22 protein-coding genes are annotated in these 19,227 nt (G+C 31.2%); 7 read left to right on the plus strand and 15 right to left on the minus strand.

Annotated elements, in window-relative coordinates; genetic code table 11:
• Positions 1–103: 103 nt before the first annotated feature.
• From AC0L3M_RS05965 to AC0L3M_RS06005, 9 genes are all read right to left on the minus strand, one after another.
• Positions 104–928: an enoyl-ACP reductase FabI gene (locus AC0L3M_RS05965; protein ID WP_145001996.1), complete on the minus strand. Its 825-nt coding sequence runs from the start codon at positions 926–928 to the stop codon at positions 104–106.
• Between the two features lie 97 nt (positions 929–1,025).
• Positions 1,026–2,447 (minus strand): DNA repair protein RecN, encoded by a 1,422-nt coding sequence (locus tag AC0L3M_RS05970; RefSeq protein WP_473432202.1) that lies wholly within the window; start codon positions 2,445–2,447, stop codon positions 1,026–1,028.
• Between the two features lie 41 nt (positions 2,448–2,488).
• On the minus strand, positions 2,489–2,677 hold the full coding sequence (locus AC0L3M_RS05975) for an AAA family ATPase (RefSeq protein ID WP_473432203.1): 189 nt from the start codon (positions 2,675–2,677) through the stop codon (positions 2,489–2,491).
• 77 nt (positions 2,678–2,754) lie between these two features.
• On the minus strand, positions 2,755–3,642 hold the full coding sequence (gene porD / locus AC0L3M_RS05980) for a type IX secretion system protein PorD (RefSeq protein WP_292948566.1): 888 nt from the start codon (positions 3,640–3,642) through the stop codon (positions 2,755–2,757).
• Positions 3,635–4,846, minus strand: coding sequence for a bifunctional phosphopantothenoylcysteine decarboxylase/phosphopantothenate--cysteine ligase CoaBC (coaBC, locus tag AC0L3M_RS05985; RefSeq protein ID WP_473432204.1), 1,212 nt, complete (start codon positions 4,844–4,846; stop codon positions 3,635–3,637). The genes porD and coaBC overlap by 8 nt, the downstream gene beginning before the upstream one ends.
• A gap of 4 nt (positions 4,847–4,850) precedes the next feature.
• Positions 4,851–5,180 (minus strand): DNA-directed RNA polymerase subunit omega, encoded by a 330-nt coding sequence (locus AC0L3M_RS05990; protein WP_292948562.1) that lies wholly within the window; start codon positions 5,178–5,180, stop codon positions 4,851–4,853.
• 6 nt (positions 5,181–5,186) lie between these two features.
• A complete protein-coding gene (locus AC0L3M_RS05995; protein ID WP_145002001.1) occupies positions 5,187–5,987 on the minus strand; it encodes an outer membrane protein assembly factor BamD in 801 nt (266 codons plus the stop codon).
• Between the two features lie 108 nt (positions 5,988–6,095).
• The gene (dapA, locus tag AC0L3M_RS06000; RefSeq protein WP_145002002.1) at positions 6,096–6,983 is read right to left on the minus strand and encodes a 4-hydroxy-tetrahydrodipicolinate synthase; all 888 of its coding nucleotides are present in this window, start codon (positions 6,981–6,983) and stop codon (positions 6,096–6,098) included.
• Positions 6,976–7,503: a DUF6913 domain-containing protein gene (locus AC0L3M_RS06005; RefSeq protein ID WP_473432205.1), complete on the minus strand. Its 528-nt coding sequence runs from the start codon at positions 7,501–7,503 to the stop codon at positions 6,976–6,978. Before AC0L3M_RS06005 ends, dapA begins: the two co-directional genes overlap by 8 nt.
• A gap of 70 nt (positions 7,504–7,573) precedes the next feature.
• Between AC0L3M_RS06005 and AC0L3M_RS06010 the strand changes: the two genes are divergently transcribed.
• Both AC0L3M_RS06010 and AC0L3M_RS06015 read left to right on the plus strand, forming a co-directional pair.
• On the plus strand, positions 7,574–8,332 hold the full coding sequence (locus AC0L3M_RS06010) for a 5'-nucleotidase C-terminal domain-containing protein (protein WP_292948555.1): 759 nt from the start codon (positions 7,574–7,576) through the stop codon (positions 8,330–8,332).
• A gap of 7 nt (positions 8,333–8,339) precedes the next feature.
• Positions 8,340–9,257 carry a bifunctional metallophosphatase/5'-nucleotidase gene (locus AC0L3M_RS06015; RefSeq protein ID WP_292948553.1) on the plus strand — a complete coding sequence of 306 codons (918 nt, stop codon included), beginning with the start codon at positions 8,340–8,342 and terminating at the stop codon, positions 9,255–9,257.
• Here the strand turns inward: AC0L3M_RS06015 and AC0L3M_RS06020 are convergent.
• From AC0L3M_RS06020 to AC0L3M_RS06040, 5 genes are all read right to left on the minus strand, one after another.
• Positions 9,247–9,981: a hypothetical protein gene (locus tag AC0L3M_RS06020; protein ID WP_473432206.1), complete on the minus strand. Its 735-nt coding sequence runs from the start codon at positions 9,979–9,981 to the stop codon at positions 9,247–9,249. The two genes, AC0L3M_RS06015 and AC0L3M_RS06020, sit on opposite strands and share 11 nt — an antisense overlap.
• Before the next feature lie 81 nt (positions 9,982–10,062).
• Positions 10,063–12,057, minus strand: coding sequence for an NAD-dependent DNA ligase LigA (gene ligA, locus AC0L3M_RS06025; RefSeq protein ID WP_473432207.1), 1,995 nt, complete (start codon positions 12,055–12,057; stop codon positions 10,063–10,065).
• A gap of 1 nt (position 12,058) precedes the next feature.
• Entirely contained in the window at positions 12,059–13,660 is a 1,602-nt protein-coding gene (locus AC0L3M_RS06030) for a hypothetical protein (RefSeq protein WP_473432208.1), read from the minus strand.
• On the minus strand, positions 13,660–14,448 hold the full coding sequence (gene prmC, locus AC0L3M_RS06035) for a peptide chain release factor N(5)-glutamine methyltransferase (RefSeq protein ID WP_473432209.1): 789 nt from the start codon (positions 14,446–14,448) through the stop codon (positions 13,660–13,662). The genes AC0L3M_RS06030 and prmC overlap by 1 nt, the downstream gene beginning before the upstream one ends.
• 92 nt (positions 14,449–14,540) lie before the next feature.
• On the minus strand, positions 14,541–15,032 hold the full coding sequence (locus AC0L3M_RS06040; RefSeq protein ID WP_292948543.1) for a GNAT family N-acetyltransferase: 492 nt from the start codon (positions 15,030–15,032) through the stop codon (positions 14,541–14,543).
• A gap of 65 nt (positions 15,033–15,097) precedes the next feature.
• On the opposite strand from AC0L3M_RS06040, the gene AC0L3M_RS06045 reads away from it, so the two are divergent.
• The 5 genes from AC0L3M_RS06045 to AC0L3M_RS06065 are packed head-to-tail and all read left to right on the plus strand — an operon-like array spanning position 15,098 to position 18,770.
• Positions 15,098–15,553, plus strand: coding sequence for a hypothetical protein (locus tag AC0L3M_RS06045; RefSeq protein ID WP_292948541.1), 456 nt, complete (start codon positions 15,098–15,100; stop codon positions 15,551–15,553).
• 2 nt (positions 15,554–15,555) lie between these two features.
• The gene (ribD, locus tag AC0L3M_RS06050) at positions 15,556–16,650 is read left to right on the plus strand and encodes a bifunctional diaminohydroxyphosphoribosylaminopyrimidine deaminase/5-amino-6-(5-phosphoribosylamino)uracil reductase RibD (protein WP_473432210.1); all 1,095 of its coding nucleotides are present in this window, start codon (positions 15,556–15,558) and stop codon (positions 16,648–16,650) included.
• A 30-nt stretch (positions 16,651–16,680) separates the two neighbouring features.
• Positions 16,681–17,292: an HAD family hydrolase gene (locus tag AC0L3M_RS06055; RefSeq protein ID WP_292948539.1), complete on the plus strand. Its 612-nt coding sequence runs from the start codon at positions 16,681–16,683 to the stop codon at positions 17,290–17,292.
• Positions 17,292–18,155 (plus strand): EamA family transporter, encoded by an 864-nt coding sequence (locus AC0L3M_RS06060; protein WP_473432211.1) that lies wholly within the window; start codon positions 17,292–17,294, stop codon positions 18,153–18,155. The genes AC0L3M_RS06055 and AC0L3M_RS06060 overlap by 1 nt, the downstream gene beginning before the upstream one ends.
• 3 nt (positions 18,156–18,158) lie before the next feature.
• Complete coding sequence (locus AC0L3M_RS06065; RefSeq protein WP_292948535.1) at positions 18,159–18,770, plus strand: IMPACT family protein; 612 nt, start codon at positions 18,159–18,161, stop codon at positions 18,768–18,770.
• Here the strand turns inward: AC0L3M_RS06065 and AC0L3M_RS06070 are convergent.
• Positions 18,759–19,163 carry an acyl-CoA thioesterase gene (locus tag AC0L3M_RS06070; RefSeq protein ID WP_292948533.1) on the minus strand — a complete coding sequence of 135 codons (405 nt, stop codon included), beginning with the start codon at positions 19,161–19,163 and terminating at the stop codon, positions 18,759–18,761. The genes AC0L3M_RS06065 and AC0L3M_RS06070 overlap by 12 nt on opposite strands.
• Between the last annotated feature and the right edge of the window lie 64 nt (positions 19,164–19,227).

Consider the following 19,227-nt stretch of genomic DNA (forward strand, 5'->3'; position numbering starts at 1 on the left):
ATAGAATTGTAAGTTTTTACACACAACTGATTACCAGTAGTTTAATTACATAAAAAAAGCCTTACATTTCTGTAAGGCTTTTTTAAAATTGTATTAGTAGTGTCTATTTATCAATACCATCTACAAATGCGCTCATTACTGCATCGCTAACTCCCATGTTACTAAAACCACCATCATGAAACAGGTTTTGTAAAGTCACACGCTTAGTTAAATCACTAAATAACGATACTGTGTAGTTTGCACAATCTAAAGCTGTAGCATTACCTAAAGGCGACATTTTTTCCGCGTAAGCGATAAATCCATCAAATCCTTTTACTCCACTACCTGCTGTAGTTGGTGTTGGCGACTGTGATATTGTGTTAACTCTAACTTTTTTATCTCTTCCAAAAAAGTAACCAAAACTACGTGCTATACTTTCTAAATAGGCTTTATTATCTGCCATGTCATTATAATCAGGAAAAACACGTTGTGCTGCCATATAAGTTAAAGCCACGATGCTTCCCCATTCATTCATTGCATCTTGCTTGTATAACGTTTGCATTGTTTTATGAAAAGACATTGCAGAAACATCTGTTCCTTTTTGTGTCCAAGCATAGTTTTGATCTGTATAATGTTTTCCTTTTCTAACATTAATTGACATACCAATAGAGTGTAATACAAAGTCTATTTTACCTCCTAAGATTTCCATTGCTTGCGTAACAAGATTTTGTAAATCTTCCTCGCTTGTTGCATCTGCAGGAATTATTTGAGAGCCCGTTTTTTCTGCTAAAACATTAATTTGACCCATACGCATTGCAACTGGTGCATTTGTAAGTACAAAAGTACCACCTTCTTCATGGACACGTTCTGCTGTTTTCCATGCTATAGAGTTTTCGTCTAATGCTCCAAATATGATTCCTCTTTTTCCTTTTAATAAATTGTATGACATAACTTATAGTTTATCAGTTGATATGTTAGTTTATTATATTATCTGTCAAAGATAGTATTTAAAATTTTTTTAATTCGCTTTCGCGGAAATTTAGCCACTAATTTAATAGTTGTTTAGCATGTGCTATTGCCGAATCTGATAATTGAGTCCCTCCCAACATCTGAGCCAATTCTACAACACGCTCATCATAGTCCAATTTAACTAAATTAGTTGTGGTCACTTCATTAACGTCTTCTTTATAAACTTTATAATGCGTGTTTCCTTTAGCTGCAATTTGTGGTAAATGGGTAATACTAAAGACTTGCATTTTAGTACTCATTTGTGACATAATATCTGCCATTTTATTAGAAATTTCTCCTGAAACACCTGTATCAATCTCGTCAAACATAATACTTGGAAGCTTAACGTATTTTGATAAAATAGACTTAATAGCTAGCATTATTCTTGATAATTCTCCACCAGATGCTGCTTTTTTTAACACGTTAAATTGACCACCTTTATTGGCAGAAAATAAGAAGTTTAAATTATCCTTTCCGTTATATAAAAACGTTTTGGATGCTTCTAAGCTTATATTAAACTGTGCATTTGGCATACCTAATTGCGTTAACAACGCTTCTAATTGTTTTTTTAATTCTGGTATAGCTTTATTACGCTTATCTGTAATACTGTTAGCTTGGGTATCTAATAATTTTTCTAATGCTTTAATTTCTTCTTGCTTATCTATAATATCTTGGTCAGCATTTTCAGTTGCCTCTACTTTTTTAGATAATGCTTCTCTAATATCTATTAACTCAGCAATAGACTTGACTAGATGCTTTTGCATTAGGTTATTTATGGTCATAAGTTGAGCATTAACAACCTCTAGCCTATTTGGATCAGCGTCTAATTTGTCTTCAAAACGTTCAATATCAACCAAAACGTCATCTAAATCAATTAAACTACTAGTAACCCTATCTAATAAATCTTGATAAGTATTTGATATTAAAGCTAGTTTTTGAAAGGCTGCTTTAACCTCTCTAAGTGATGTTAAAACACCTGCTTGCTCTTCGCTTAACAGCGCATTAACTTCTTCTAGTTTAAGTTGTATAGCTTCTACATTATTTAAAAGTTCATACTCTTCTTCTAGAGTTTCTAACTCGCCTTCTTTTAAATTTGCAGCAACTAATTCATTTAATAAAAACGAATTATAGTCATGTTCCTTTATAGCTTCGGCCTGAAATTGCTGTAAATGTTTTAGCTGCTTTTGTAATACTTTATGCTCTTTTAGATGCAGATTATAGGTTTCTAAATTAGCTTCTGTATTTGCCAATGCATCAATAACCTGAAATTGAAATGCGTCATCGACCAACTGTAATGTTTCGTTTTGCGAATGAATATCAATAAGATGTTCTCCTAACGCTTGCAAATTAGACAAGTTTACAGGCGAGTCGTTTACAAACGCTCTAGATTTACCTGATGGTAAAATCTCTCGTCTAATAATCGTTTGTGTGTCGTAGTCTAAATCTTGATCCTTAAACAAGTTTTTAAGTTTGTATTTAGAAATATCAAAAGAGGCTTCTATTATACATTTTTTTCAGGATTACGTAAACTAGATAAGTCTGCACGTTTACCTAAAATTAATGATAAGCCTCCTAAAAGTATAGATTTACCAGCTCCAGTTTCTCCTGTAATAATGGTAAAGCCATCATTAAAATTAACTTGAAGTTGATCAATTAGTGCGTAATTTTTTATGGTTAATCCAGTAAGCATTCTTAAAGTGAAAGGTTAAAATTTAAAAAGTGAAAAGTTTTGGTTTTACGCTTTTTAAGAATGAAAATAATTAGTGTCTAAAATTTAATATTTCTCCATTTAGAAGAGTGCATTGGCGCAACTTTATTTAAAGTATCGACCAGATTAGCAATATCTACACTTGGACCTTCGCTAAAAATCTGTTCTATCTCCTCTGCTTTTGCATCAAAAAATACACGAAGTAAATACGAGTTTGGACGTCTTCTGTTCATGTCATTAAATAAGCTTAAAGCTATAGCTATTTCGTTTTTTGCATCCTTTTGATTATCACTCATAGTATCTAAACCACGTCTATGATAATTATATAATACGGTTCTAAACTCTTTAAATGTTGGTGATAACAAATTATCTATTAAAGCAAAACGACTTTGTAAACCATCTTCTAGCTTCCAACCAGAATAATTTTCTTGTTGAGAAAAATTTACAATATTTTGTGCTTGTCTAAAGTACTCATCTCCACCTTCTTGTTTAAAAGACTCGGCATCCATACCTAAAATCATATGGATATGAAAAGCTAAAACAGAGATTAAATTAGAAGCGTATTGTGTTGGATTATAAATTAGATTTTGAAACTCGACATACTCAAAAGTAAAATCTTTATCATTTATGTTATAGATAGGTGTTGTGTAACTTGATCCAAAAACAGGTCTTGACGATTGGACTTGTAAAGTTGCCTTGTAGCTATTGCCAGAATATTCTCCAATATTAATTACAAAATTACAATCAATACGCTCTTGAGGCTCAACTTTTTTGTTTGTCCATTTTGTACCAGAAATAAACTCTTTTAATTGTTTTTCTAGTGTTTTAAATTGCTGTAAATTTTCGTCTCCTGTTAATTGTGCATTTACAACTACTGTTGCATTAAGCTCTTGAGCTTGTAATGAAACACTAAAACAAATTAAAAATAGAAATAAAAGTTTACGCATTTAATGTATTTATTATAGTATTAAAAAGGTCTTTAGCAACTTCTGTTTTAGATTTTAATTGATACACAGTAGCTTCTTCTTCCTTGTTAATCAAAGTTACTTTATTAGTGTCTGACTTAAAACCTGCACCTTTGTCGTTTAACGAATTTAAAACAATTAAATCTAAATTCTTCTTTTTTAGCTTCAATTTTGCATGTTCTAATTCGTTATTAGTTTCTAAAGCAAAACCAACTAAAAATTGAGTTGTTTTTATTTGTCCTAAAGAGGCTAAAATATCTTTGGTCTTTTCTAGTTCTAAGGTTAACGTAGATTCTTTCTTTTTTATTTTTTGAGTTGCAATATTTTTTGGTCTATAGTCTGCAACAGCTGCAGATAAAATAGCAATGTCTGCACTGTTAAAATGCAAATGGGCTGCATCATACATCTCTTGTGCGCTAATTACTGGTATGACTGTTATTAAACTATGTTTTACAGTTTGATGTGTTGGACCAGAAATTAAAACAACTTTTGCTCCCAAATTTGCTGCTGCTTTGGCAATTTCAAATCCCATTTTACCAGAGGAATGATTACCTATAAAACGTACAGGATCTATAGCTTCATAGGTTGGTCCTGCAGTAATTAAAACCGTTTTGTCTTTTAGTGGCAAACCACTGATAATATCATTTTCTATAAAAGAGACAATATCTTCTGGTTCTGCCATACGACCTTGACCAACAAGTCCACTGGCTAATTCTCCTGATGTTGCAGGAATCATAACATTACCAAAGCTTTGAAGTGTCTTAAATGAGTTAACTGAAGAGGGATGAACATACATATCCAAATCCATTGCTGGTGCAAAATAGACTTTGCATTTTGCAGAAAGATATGTTGCTAATAATAAATTATCGCACGTACCATTTGCCATTTTAGATAGTGTATTGGCTGTTGCTGGTGCAATAACCATATAGTCAGCCCACAGCCCTAACTCTACGTGGTTATTCCACATAGCGTTATCATCTTGATCGTTGGTAAATGTTGAGTGTAATGGATTTTTGGAAAGCGTAGACAGTGTGAGTGGTGTCACAAAGTCTTTAGAAGCAGGTGTCATAACGACTTGTACGTTTGCACCTGCTTTTATAAATGCTCTGACTAATGAGGCTGTCTTGTAAGCAGCAATACCAGCACTGATGCCTAATAGTATGTTTTTGCCACTTAATATAGACATAGGTTTAGTCTTGGTTATCTTGCTCTGTATTTCTGTGGTATATTTTATCGTCTAACCACTCTTGTACTGCTAAAGCATGAGGTTTAGGTAATTTTTCGTAAAACTTAGACACTTCAATTTGTTCTTTGTTTTCAAAAATTTCTTCTAAGCTATCATTATATGTAGCAAACTCTTCAAGCTTTTCTATTAATTCTTTTTTAATTTCAGAATTAATTTGCTCTGCTCTTCTTGCAATTACAGAAATAGCTTCATAGATGTTATTTGTTGGTGCATCTATCTCGTTTCTATTGTAAGTCGTTGTTGTTAAAGGAGCGTCGATTTTTTTTAAATCCATAATATATTAGCTTTTAGTACTATATTTTTCTAATTGTTCTTTTAAATCCTCTACCTGTTTATCTGCATCTTTAATAAACTCTGACTCTGCATTTGTTTTTTTAAAGTTGTTATAATATGCGATAGCTGTATTTAATCTTTCTTCTTTTTTATACTCTACACTTTTCATTGCTAATTGGTAAGCAGAATCAAAACGGTAATACAACGCTTTTTCACGTAAGGTTGTACCAGGAAAATCTGCAATAAAATTATCAAATGAACTAATAGAAGCTTTAAAATCTGAAATATGATTGTATTGCTTAGCAATACTATATGCTTTTAATTCTAATTTGTATTGTAACTCTTTAACCAACTCGTTAATTTTTGGCATGTATTGCGAGTCTGGATATAAGTTAGCAAACAATTGTAATTGCTCTAGTGCATGATCTGTATCGTGTTGATCTTTAGAATACACTGGAGATAATTGCGCATAACTTAATGCACTTTTATAGTATGCTTCTTCTACTTTTTCGCTTCTTGGATACGCAGATGCAAAACGCTCAAATCTATATCCTGCTAAATAATGATCTTCTAAATGAAAATAACTATCGGCATCTAAAAACATCAATTTTTCTGCTTGAGGCTTCCCTCTGTAAGCAGGAACAATTTGAGTAAATAAACGACTTGCCTTGTTATACTTACCTTCATTATAAAGTTTTTCACCCATTGAAAACTTAACAGCAACATCTTCAGACTTTAATGCCTTTTGATACTCGCTACAAGAAGTGAAAACTAAAAATGTAATTAAGATGTAAAGTAAATTCTTCATAAAATTTTAACGAAGCGCAAAAATACGCTATTTAAATGGATTTTAAAAATATAATTTGATTGCTAAATTAATTGAAGAAATCAAGTTGGACTTAGGTTTAAGTATAATTTAACTTTTACTAAAATTAGTCATAAAAGTATTTATACGACTTTGTAATTGTGTTGTAGCAGTAACTAAAGGTAATCTAACGGTTGTATTACATAACTCAAGGCTATTTAATACCGCCTTAATACCTGCTGGATTATTTTCTTCAAAAATCATGTTAACGATATCCATCATTTTAAAATGAAGTTGATACGCTTCCTTGTTTTTACCTTCTAAACCTAGATTTATCATTGTAGAAAAAGCTTTAGGTAACCCTTGTCCAATTACTGATATTACTCCTGCTCCACCTGCTAAAACGATACCTAAAGCTAAGTCGTCGTCTCCTGATATAACAGAAAAATTGTCTGGTTTATCTCTTAACAATTCTAAATATTGAGCCACATTATTACCAGCTTCTTTAACTGCAACTATATTATCAAAATCTTTTGCTAAACGCAACGTTGTTTCTGGTGTCATATTTTTAGAAGTTCTGCCAGGAACGTTATATAAAATTATATCAATTGGACAGACTTGAGCTATCGCTTTAAAGTGCTGATACATACCTTCCTGAGTTGGCTTACTGTAATAAGGCGATACAGATAGTATTCCTGCAATACCTGTAAAATCAGTAGCTTTAATTTCTTCTACAACCTGTGCAGTGTTACTACCTCCAATACCTAAAACTAATGGTACACGTCCTTTGTTATACTTAATAATAGCAGCAACTATATCCTGTTTTTCTTGCTTTGTAATTGTAACGCTTTCTCCTGTTGTACCATTTATAACTATATAATTGATACCATTGGTAATGTTATATTCTACAATATTTTCTAGCGCTTTGTAATCTACTGATAAATCATCATTAAATGGCGTTACAATTGCTATTCCTGTGCCTAAAAAAGGGTTATTCATTACTTAATTTATTTAAAATGTTTAGGTATTTTATAATTTCGGTTTTAAAGATGTTTTTATCTTTTATTGTAATATCTATAATTAAATCATTTACGTCAGGATTAGCATTATGCAGACCTACCTTTAAGTCAGCATTGGCTGATGCACTAACAGCTTGCAAAGCTAAGGAATCGGTTTCATAAAAGTTAATCAACAAATCAAATTTATTGGCTAAAAAATCTTTAACTGTTTGTGATTTAAATTGTCCTTTCCAAGCAAGTTCTTTTTCAGAAAAAATATGGTTATAAACAGACGTTTCGTTTTTTTTACCATTAAAAAGAGATAAGATTTTTAAGTCCTTAGCGTTAATTTTTAATTGCTCTGACAAACTATTAATCCATTCTGGATCAGAAAACTCATGACTATTTACTAGGACTCCAACATGTTTAATCCTGTTTGCGTTTGGTGCAATTACACGACTTTGAGCACATTTAATAATGTACTTTTTATTAGATTTTTCTTTAAAACCTTTTAAAATCATTTATCTTTATTCCTTTATTACAAATGTAGTAATTGTAACTATATTAGCTTTAAATTATTCAACATTAAATATGAAATACAAACATCTTTTCATCTTGCTTTTAATTACTGTTTTAAACTCTTGTAAGCAAGACACTTACTCGTTGAGTAAAATAGAAGGCAAACAGATTACAATTACAGACACTTTAGCAACAGATAAAGCTATCGATGACTTTGTAAAACCCTTTCGCGAAAGCATAAATAAGGACATGGACGCTGTTTTGTCTTACGCTCCAGAAACTTATAGCAAAAGTGATGGTGATTTAAATACTGCAATTGGTAATCTTATGGCTGATGCTGTTATGCAAGAAAGTAATCCTATTTTTAACAAACGTACTGGAAAAAATATAGATGCTGTTATCCTAAATCATGGTGGTATTAGATCTATAATTTCTAAAGGAAATATTACCACTAGAACTGCTTTTGAAATTATGCCTTTTGAAAACAGTATTGTAGTAGTCGCACTAAAAGGACAACAAATAGATAGCATGACACATTATTTAAGTCAGGCTAAGCGTGCACATCCTGTAAGCGGAATACAATTAACCCTGGATAAAACGTATAATATTACACAAGCTTTAATAAACAACAATCCCATTGAAAAGGATAAAACCTATTACGTTGCGACTAATGATTACCTTTATAATGGAGGAGACAGAATGCGATTTTTTCAGGTAAATGATAGCCTATATACTCTTGATTATAAAATAAGAAATGCGATGATAGACTACTTTAAAAAGACTGATACCATCAAACCTGTAATTGACAATAGATTTATCCAAACTAAATAACCACACAATGAAACGTAGAGATTTTATACAACAAGCAACAGCAGCTACAGCTTTAATTACAGTTGGTGGTTATGGATTACAATCGTTTGCAACATCTTCAAAATCTAAAAAAATAACGATTTTACATACTAATGATGTGCACAGTCACATTGATGCTTTTGGACCAGAGGATGGTAGAAATGCAAATAAAGGTGGTGTGGCTAGACGTGCAACTTTAATTGAAAACATTAGACAAGATAACCCTAATACATTACTATTAGACGCTGGAGATATTTTTCAAGGCACACCATATTTTAATTACTATGGTGGCGAATTAGAATTTAAGTTAATGAGTAAACTTAAATACGATCTAGCTACAATAGGGAATCATGATTTTGATAATGGTATAGATGGATTATATGCCCAATTACCTCATGCTAGCTTTGGATTTGTATCTGCTAACTATGACTTTAAAAATACAGTCATGGACACTCATGTAAAACCATATCAAATATTTAAAAAAGAAGGTATTAAAATTGGTGTTTTTGGATTAGGAATTCAATTAGATGGTTTAGTTGACAAAAAAATGTACAAAGAAACTGAGTATTTAGATCCAATTGAAGCTGCACAAGAAATGACACGTATTTTAAAAACCGACGAGAAATGCGATCTTATTATTTGCTTGTCACACTTGGGATACAATTACAGCAAAACACCTGATAAAATAAGCGATTTAAGTTTGGCTAAAGCAACTAAAGATATTGACTTAATTATTGGTGGACACACACATACTTTTTTACCTAAGCCAACCGTTGCGCAAAATTTAGAAGGTAAAAACGTATTAGTTAACCAAGTAGGTTGTTATGGTATAAATTTAGGTAAAATAGACTTTTACTTTGATGCAGATAGTACTAAAAAAGCAGAAGGAACTTCTATTATTGTTTAAAACTAAGCGATTTCAGTTTTTTTTGAGTGGATTTATATTTAATTTTAATGTAAACGTATAGAAAGTAAAAGCCTACACCTATTAAAGCAGTGTATACCATTTGAAGTAAATATGCTGAAGATATAAACAAATAAGCGACTTGTACCATTTCGGAAAAAACGATGCAAACACTGGCTAAAAACAATAGTAATCCTTGTTTGGTTTCGTGATATAAATAATGTATTAATGATAGTGATAGTACTAACAATATCAATACATTATATGTTACTTCTATGATAAAATCTAACGAGTATACTGCTAACTTTGCATCTTGCATTATCATCTGATTTAACACATAAATTATATATGCATTAAATATTAATAAGACAATTATATGCAACTTAAATTCCTTTAACAACAACTTGATATTAAAGTCTTTAACTAGAAAAATAATTAAGGAAGTATAAGTAGCTATTACTAGATAATTAGCAACATAATAAGCCATAGTATCATTTCCGTAAAAGACAATTTTCAAAATTTCTACTAAAGAAAATCCAATAAGAAAAAAACCAAAATAATGGTTGGTTTGCTTAGTCTGACTATAGTATAAATAGGCAAAAAAAGGAAACACCAAAATCCAGGAATAATCAGACAATGTTGGCGCATCAAATATGCGTCCAGCCATAGTAAGTATTACGAGAATCACTAAAATTATCGATACTAAATTAAACTTTGTTAACTTCATTATTATTTATTTGGGATGACAAATATACAAATAATTTGTTATTAAACGATAAAATAAGCTTTTAATCGACTATTAACACATTTATTCTAAGCTGTTTAAGAAATCATCTTCTGAAATCATGTCTATATTTAACTTATCGGCTTTGTCTTTTTTACTTGGTCCCATATTGTCTCCAGCAATTATATAACTTGTTTTTGAAGAGATAGAACTACTTACTTTTCCGCCATTATCTTCAATAAGCTTTTTCAACTCAGTACGTGATACTTTATAAAATACGCCTGAAACTACAATATTATGTCCTTTTAACTTATCTGTTTGGTTGGCTAACTTTTCTGCAGAGATTTCTAATTGTAAACCACACTGCTTAAGTCTATCAATGACTTTTTGATTTTCTGGATTTGAGAAAAAGTCGACTACACTTTCAGCAATTCGGATACCTATTTCATTAACCTGTTCTAAATCAATTACAGATGCAAAAGCAAGTGCATCAATACTTTTATAATGTTTAGCTAGCGTTTTTGCAACCGTCTCTCCAACAAACCTGATACCTAACGCGAATAAAACTCGTTCAAACGGTATTTGTTTTGACGCTTCAATACCTGCAATTAAATTATCTGCACTTTTATCTGCCATACGCTCTAACGGTAAGATTTGGTCTTTAGTTAAATCGTACAAGTCTGCATAATTATGGATTAATCCTGCATGCACTAAAAGCGCGACAGTCTCGCCTCCCAAACCTTCAATATCCATTGCTTTTCTAGAGATGTAATGCTGAATACGTCCTATTATTTGCGGATTACAACCATTATAATTAGGACAAAAATGTTTAGCCTCACCTGCTTCCCTTTGTAATAATGTATTACATTCTGGACAATGTGTTATATACTTTGTAGGTACAGAGTTATCTGGTCTTTCAGAAAAATTGACTGCTATAATTTTAGGTATAATTTCGCCTCCTTTTTCAACAAACACAGTATCACCTTCTCTTATATCCAGTTTTTCTATTTGATCTGCATTATGTAACGATGCACGTTTAACAATTGTACCAGCCAATTCTACAGGTTCTAAATTTGCAACAGGAGTTATAGCTCCTGTACGACCAACCTGATAAGTAATAGTATTTAAAATAGTACTAACCTGTTCTGCTTTAAACTTGTATGCCATAGCCCAACGTGGCGCTTTGGATGTAAAACCAAGCTCGTCTTGGTGATGCAAATTATTAACTTTTACTACAACACCATCAGTCTCATAAGGTAATTCATGTCTAGCAGTATCCCAATGATTTATAAAAGCAAATACGTCGTCAATGGTTTTACATAATTTAATTTCATTTGGGACTTTAAATCCCATCTGTCTTGCTTTTTCTAAGCTTTCAAGGTGCGTTTTATAATCAAAATCACCACCTACTAAACCATACAACAAACAATCTAAAGGTCGTTTTGCAACCTCTGCACTATCTTGTAACTTTAAACTTCCAGAAGCTGTGTTACGTGGGTTTTTATAAGGCTCTTCTCCATTAGCAAGTCGCTCCTCATTCATTTTATTAAAACCTTCAAAGGGTAAAATAATTTCACCTCTAATTTCAAACTCTTCAGGAAAACTACCTTTTAATTGTAAAGGGACAGAATTAATTGTTTTTATATTAGCAGTAACCTCGTCTCCTTGCATACCATCACCTCGTGTAACTGCTTTTAATAAACTTCCATTTTGATATGTTAGATTTATGGAGGCACCATCGTATTTTAATTCACACACATAGTCTATCTCACCATCTACCATTTTCTTAACTCGTGCTTCCCAATCTTTTAAATCTTCAAGAGAATACGAATTATCTAAACTATACATCCTATGCTTATGCACAAGTGTATTAAAATTTTTAGTCACTTGACCTCCTACACGTAAGGTTGGCGAAGTTGCATCAAAATATTCAGGATGCGCTTCTTCCAAAGCTTGTAACTCTTTTAATTGTATATCAAAATCATAATCGCTAATTGTCGGACTGTCTAAAACATAATAATTATAATTATGCTCTCTTAACTGTTCTCTTAATGCGTTTATTTTTAATTGTATGCTCATATTATATGCCTTCTAGCAATTCTAAAAATTGCTGTTTAATCTTGTATTTATAATAAAAATAATTTTCTGAATCCGAATAGCACTCTGATGCTCCCCAAAATTTCACAATAAATTCTTTATTGCTTAACCAATAAACTTCCATGTCATCAGAGTTTTTTTCAAAAGTTATGTAGTCATAGTTTTCTTCCAAATTATAATATAACTCAAAAGCCTTTATGATTTTACCATCCACTATTTTGTCTATAAATAATGTACGCTGGCTAGGACACTCAGTATCATAATCTATAGAAATTACTATATCTTTTTTAGGCGATACATGAGGATAACCTCCTGCGTATTGGTCTAATAATTCTCCTGTCTCTTGACCAATAAAATCAAAACGTTGATAATCAAAAACCATGTGATAATGCACCAAAAACACATCTTTAAAACCTGAATTTTTAAAGACACTGTATGTTTTTGTTGGACTAAACTCAGAGTTGTAAGTCGTGTCTTTATACACTACTTTTTTACCATTTTCTGCCAATAAGGTTAATACGTTATCCTTCTTGTAAAGTTTAGTAACATCTATACTATTGGGTTGATATAAAACTCGGTTTTTATACTCATTAATAGCAACTTGCTTTACATCAAATAACTCACTAAGCGCTATTGGCTGTAAATTTTTTCCTTTAACAGACAAGCCATCATAATTATAATGATTACCATCATTGCTATAAGTTTTGAAAAAATAAGCTTCAGGTACGTAACCTATATTGGTGTTATCAATATAAAAATTCTCGTCTTTCTTTAAAACTTCAGGGTTAATAATCACTTTAGCTTTGCGACTATAAACAACTTGATCATTATCTATAATTTTTGTTTTATTATCCGAATATTCTATAACAGAAACAGTTTTTAAATACTCAAACTCACCTACTTTATTACCCAAACTATCCCTAATGATTAAACCGTTTTTGGACTTTACAATCCTTTGATCAAAGTTTACTTTAAAATAATCTAAAGTTTGATAATCTATTAGTGGTAAATAATTAAATTTTATACTATCACTTTGCTTTTCAAAAGTTCCGTTAGGGTTTAAATAGTAATGGATAACCTTATTAAGCTGTTTGTCATGAACAAATAACTTATTATTATAAACATAAGTTTCGGTTTGATTAATTTTATGTGTCAAATTATAATAAGACACATCAATAGCATCTATAAATTGGTAGTTATTAGTGTAGGTAACTAATTTATAATCCATGACTTGGTCTTCAATAAACTTGTAAATTACAAACGCTTTAAATGCTTTACTAAAATTTATATTTAAAGCCATTCCAAATTTAGTAATTGTATCCTGAGTATTAAATAACTTTTGTGTTTCAAGTACCTTATTATCTTCTTCAGAAAAAATACTAAACGTATTAAATAGTCGTGAAGTAATTAAATGTGGTTTTTTTAGATCAACATATCCTACGCTACCTAAAAATTCATCCTCAAAACGGTCAATAAAAGCACTATTATCCACTGTTTTTTTAACAGCAGGCGTTACCATTTGTTTATCGGTTTTTTTACAACCTAAAACTAACACAAACAGTAGTATGTAATATATTACTTTCATTATTGTTTAACACCACTAATCATTCGGTCTTTACCAAAAAAATCTTGTTTTAATTGTACATTTTTAAATCCATTATCGGTCAATAAAGCTATCATTTCTTTACCTAAATATTCATTTATCTCAAAAAATAATTCGCCATTAGTTTTTAAGTATTGCGAAGCAAATTTTGTAATCGCTTTATAAAAAATTAACGGATTATCATCAGACACAAACAAGGCTAAATGTGGCTCGTTATCCAACACGTTAGACGTCATTGCTTGCTTTTCCAATTGTCTCACGTAAGGAGGATTAGACACAATAGTATCAAATTTTAAATCCTTAAAAACACTTTTCCAAGCAGTATCTTCTAAAATACTAGCTTCAATAAAATCCACGTTTACTTTATTTAATAAGGCATTTTCTGTGGCTGTTTTTATCGCTTTCGCGGAAACATCAAGCCCAAAAACAGTTGCTTCAGCTAAATTTTTGGCCAGACTAATAGCAATGCAACCACTACCAGTGCCTATATCTAAAATCGAAGCATTATGTCCTTGTTTTTTATTGTCATAACTATCTAAAACTAATTGCACTAACTCCTCTGTTTCTGGACGTGGTATTAAAGTGTTTGGGTTAACCTTAAAAGGCATTCCAAAAAACTCAGTTTCACCTATTATATATTGTATGGGCTGTTGCTGCTTTAGGCTTTCTAAAGCTTTAAATATCCTAATTTTCTCTTCTGTTGTCACACTTAAATTAGTATTTAAAGCTACATCCAATCTAGAAATATTACAATAATGCTCTGTCAACATAAAAAAAAGGTAAAGACTTCGTCTGGACCATAAATATCATCTAGTTCTTTGTGGAATAATGCTTTTAAATCTTTTATTAACATAGGCTGATATTACAATTGTTTTTCCATCCAAATACCACAATTAAAATGTCCTGTGCTACCTAATGGACCATTTAAATGCTTAAAACCGTTAGATTCGTAAATATGTATGGCTTCTTTTAAAATAGGAATAGTTTCTAAATACGCCTTTTTAAACCCTTGATTTTTACCTTTTTCCAGACATTTCAGAAATAGTTTTTTACCAAAACCTTTTCCGCGTAAGCGATTAGAAAAATACATTTTCTGAATTTCAAATACCTCCTCTTCCATTCCATGTAAAGGTTTTAAACCACCTCCTCCTTCAACTTTTCCATCAACCACTACGACGTAATACGTCGATTTTGGGTCTGCATAGGCTTCAAACATTTTTGGTGTCTCAGGATCTGCATATGCTGTCCCAACTAAAGGCAAATTATATTCTATAAAAACCTCGCGAATGACAGCCTCTATTTGAGGATTATCATGTGGCTGGATTTCTCTTATTTCAATAATAGTATTACTCACTTTTATATAGTATTTTTGCGCCTTATTTTAGAGGATGAAGATACATTAAATCCAAAAAAAGACCCATGAAGAAAGTACTTATTTTATTAACAATATTAACCTGTTTTTTTAACTGTAAAGTGACTGAAAAACCAGAATTTATTAGAGTTGAAAACATAAAAGTATTAGAGTCTTCATCAAAATTTATCACTATCACAGCAGATGCTCTTTTTTTAAATCCTAATAGTATTGGTGGCAAAATTAAAACTGATGGCATCAAAGTATTGGTAAACAACAATCATATTGGTGCTGTTTCAAGCGTTAGTTTTGATGTACCTTCACGACAAGAATTTACAATACCACTTCAAGCTAAAATACCAACAGACAGCTTACTAAGCAATAAAAACTTAAGCAGTTTATTAGGTAGTTTTTTTAGCAAAAAAATAAAAATTCAATACCTTGGAGATATTAAATACAAGATTTTAGGTTTTTCTCATTCTTACCAAGTGGATCGTACAGAGGACATTAAAATAAAGTTATAATTTTGAATGATCAATTTTACATAAAACGCGCGTTACAAATAGCCAAAAGTGGATTAGGACAAACACGTCCAAATCCTATGGTTGGCTGCGTTATTGTTTTAAACAATCGTATAATTGGCGAAGGATACACTAGCAAATATGGTGGCAATCATGCAGAAGTAAATGCTATAAATAGTGTAAAAAATCAATCCCTTTTAAAAGATGCTACTATTTACGTAACGCTAGAACCTTGTAGTCATTATGGAAAAACACCACCTTGTAGCGACTTAATTATCCACCATCAAATACCAAATATAGTTATTGGATGTATTGATGATAATCCTGAAGTTGCTGGAAAAGGTATCAAAAAATTATTAGAAGCTGGTCGTAATGTAAAAGTTGGTGTTTTGGAAGCCGAATGCAAAGCACACCACAAACGTTTTTTTACTTTTCATAATAAAAAACGACCTTATATTATATTAAAATGGGCAGAATCAAACGATGGATTTATCGCACCAAAATCTAAAAATGAACAAAAACCTGTTTGGATTACCAACACGTATTCTAGACAATTAGTTCATAAATGGAGAGCTGAAGAGCAAGCCATATTAGTAGGCACTAATACCGTCATACAAGACAATCCAACGCTAGATGTTAGAGATTGGACTGGCAATAATCCATTACGTGTCGTACTAGATAAAAATAAAACCTTAAAAGCAGACTGCCATGTTTTTAACGCTAAAGCGGAAAGCTTATTAATTTACAATAAAGACAACACAACTCAAGAGGCTTTACAAAACACAACCTGGTCTATCCATCCACCAAACAATACAATGGTTGGAGATTTAAATTCAGGAATTGATTTTAGTAAAAAAGAATCTCAAGCGCAACAAATTTGTGACACTCTATTTAAACACAACATCAACTCTGTAATTTTTGAAGGTGGCTCTAAAACATTACAACTTTTTATAGATGCTGGACTTTGGGACGAAGCTAGAGTTTTTAAGGGTAAAACTATTTTTACCGAAGGTGTAAAAGCACCTAAGTTGCAAGGAGAATTAATTAATCAGTCATCCATTTTAGACGACTTACTATATATTTACAAAAACACTAATTAAGTTTTGCTTTAGCAAAATGATACTAACCCTATGATTAAAACCCTAATATTTGATTTTGGAGATGTCTTTATTAATTTAGATAAAGAAGGTGCAATGACCAACGCTTTAGAGCTGTTTGACGTTGATGAGTTATCCGAAGAAATCGTCGCTTTTAATAGTTTTTACGAACAAGGTCTGATAGATACTAACGAGTTTATAGATTTTTACATGGGTAATTTTCCAAAATTAACCAAACAACAAATCGTTGAAGCTTGGAACTACATTATTTGTGATTTTCCTGTTAAACGTTTAGAGTTTATACAACAATTAGCAAAAGACAAAAAGTACAATCTAATATTACTAAGTAATACTAATGAGTTGCATATTGATTGTATTAAAAATCAGGTATCGTTTTATGACGAATTTAAAAATGCGTTTGATAAATTTTACCTTTCACACGAAATACAATTGCGTAAACCAAACAAAGATATTTTTCAGTTTGTACTAAATGAAAACAACCTAAAACCAGAAGAATGCCTGTTTATAGATGATACTTCTGAAAACACAGAAACTGCTAGTAATTTAGGGATTAACGTTTGGAATAACAATCCAAAAACAGAAGATATTATAGATTTATTTACCATTAAAAAAGACTTATTTTAATGTATTTACTACTTAGTATTTGTGCGTCTACATTAATTTTTGTCATCTTTAAAGTTGTTGGAAAACGCAATATAAATACACTACAAACTATAGTTTTTAATTATTTTACTGCTTTTACCCATGGTATTTTAAGCTACGATTCTCCAATAATAGTTAGTGATATTGTACAATCCAAATGGTTTTTTGGCGCAATAGGTTTAGGATTTTTATTTATAGCCATTTTTAATGTAATGGCTTTAACAGCTCAACGTAATGGATTATCTGTAGCTTCTGTTGCTAGTAAAATGAGCGTTGTTATTCCTATTATATTTGGCCTATTTTTTTATAACGAAAGTTTGGGTTGGCAAAAAGCATTAGGTATTATATTGGCTTTAGTAGCAGTTTACTTAGCATCCTATAAAACAAAAACTGATCAACGTTTTTCCATAAAAACACTATGGTTGCCTATTGTCTTATTTTTAGGATCAGGTACTATTGATACGTCTATTAAATATATCGAAACGACTTATTTAGCAGACAACGGAATCCCTATTTTTTCAGCTACCATATTTTTTATAGCTGGAGTGATTGGGATTGGCTTGCTTTCCGCGAAAGCGATACAAAAACAATTTACTTTTGACCCTAAAAGCATCGTGTCTGGTATTATTTTGGGTGTGGTTAATTACTATTCAATTTACATGTTATTAAAGGCTTTAAATGCCGAAAATTTTGAAAGCTCGACCATTTTTACGGTTAATAATGTAGCCATAGTCATGCTGACCACATTAATAGGTTTATTGATGTTTAAAGAGCGTTTATTAACTAAAAACTGGATTGGTATTGCAATTGCCATACTGTCTATAATATTAGTGACACTATCATAATTTATGGAAAAAGACACTTATAAAACAATTACTAAACCATCTGAAGAAGTCTTATTTAAAGATAAAAATTCTAAGTTTTTTGGGTATGCATTTCCTGTAAAAACAGAAGAAGATGTTAAGCAACATATTGAAGACTTAAAAAAACAACACCATCAAGCAAGACACTGGTGTTACGCCTATCAACTAGGTACAGAAACCTTTGCCTACAGAGCAAATGATGATGGCGAACCAAATAATAGTGCTGGCATGCCTATTTATGGTCAAATACAGTCTTTTGACGTCACTAATGTACTGATTGTTGTTGTTAGATATTTTGGAGGTGTTAAACTTGGTGTTGGAGGCTTAATTAATGCCTACAAAACTGGAGCCCAAATGGCTTTAGAAGCTTCAAAAATTGTAACACGAACCATTAATATTAAATACCTTATTAGTTTTGACTACAAAAACATGAATAAGGTCATGCGTGTTATTAAAGAGAAAAACTTAAAAGTTATCAACCAAAAATTAGAACTAGACTGCCAAATCACGATCTCTGTTAGAAAAAAAGAGGCGCAAACTATTTTTGAAATTTTTGATACAATTTACGAGGTTAAAATCAAAGATTTAGCTATTTAACGCTTCTAAAAAATATTTAGGAGGTCTAGTAGGTTTTCTAGTTTTCATGTCTAAAAAAGCTAAAACTACGGTTGCTGTGCATAAAACTTGTTGCAAATCATTCAGTATAATATATTCAAACTCAACCAGAGCAGTTGGCGCTTTTTTTAACGTAGTTTTTACTGTAATTACGTCGTCATAATATGCTGATTTTTTGAAATTTATAGACAACGATACAACTGGTAAACCAAGTCCTTCATCCTCCATTTTTTTGTAAGAAATTCCTAATTTACGCAACCACTCAATTCTAGCCATTTCTAGATATATTGCGTAATTACCATGGTGTACAATTCCCATTTGATCTGTTTCTGCATATCGTACTCTTATTTCAATTTCATCTTGCATTATGTCCATAGTCTTGATTTTTTTTGTAGTTTCGAATGGTTGGTTAACATGCACAAAAAAAACTATAAATTCA

Source organism: Olleya sp. KJ81-1, assembly GCF_055808135.1.